The following is a 572-nucleotide window of genomic DNA, read 5'->3' on the forward strand; positions in this document are numbered from 1 at the left end:
AAAGAATCTTTTCATATCAATATCTTAATCAATAGTGATACACTTTATAAAAATCCTTTATTGCAATATAATATAAATAGAACAATTTCTAAAGATGATAATATCATTTATGCTTTAAAAAATACTTCTAGTATAAATCAAGCTTTTAAAAACTTAAAACAATTACAAGAAGTATTATTAAAAGAAAATATATTTTTAAATTTTATAGACTTAAATAGTAAAGAAAGCCTTTTAAGTTTTTATAATCAAATATTAAGTAATCATCATCTTAAAGATTATTTTTATATAAAAAATAATCAATTTTTTATTAAAGAAGATATAAAAAATAAAATTGTATTTCACAATATCAATTCTTCTTCTATTATAAGTAATTATCTTAGCTTGTTAAATGATTTTAATACTTTAAGCAAGATAGAACTTATAAATATATTAGAAAGTTTAAGTTTATACAATCTTTCAACTTTAATGCAAGATATACAAAAAAGATACTTAAAACTAGAATATAACTTAAAAAGCTTTGATAAAGATAATATCTTTTTATCTAATATGATTATGAATGTGAGGTTGAAGTA

The 572-nt window shown here is 17.5% G+C and carries 1 protein-coding gene; it reads left to right on the forward strand.

What is annotated here, in order from left to right; genetic code table 11:
- On the forward strand, positions 1-572 hold a 572-nt coding region (locus L8X97_RS08295; RefSeq protein WP_263663069.1), incomplete at both ends, for a hypothetical protein.

Source organism: Campylobacter sp. CNRCH_2013_0671h, from assembly GCF_025773055.1.
GTDB classification, from domain to species: Bacteria; Campylobacterota; Campylobacteria; order Campylobacterales; family Campylobacteraceae; genus Campylobacter_D; species Campylobacter_D lari_D.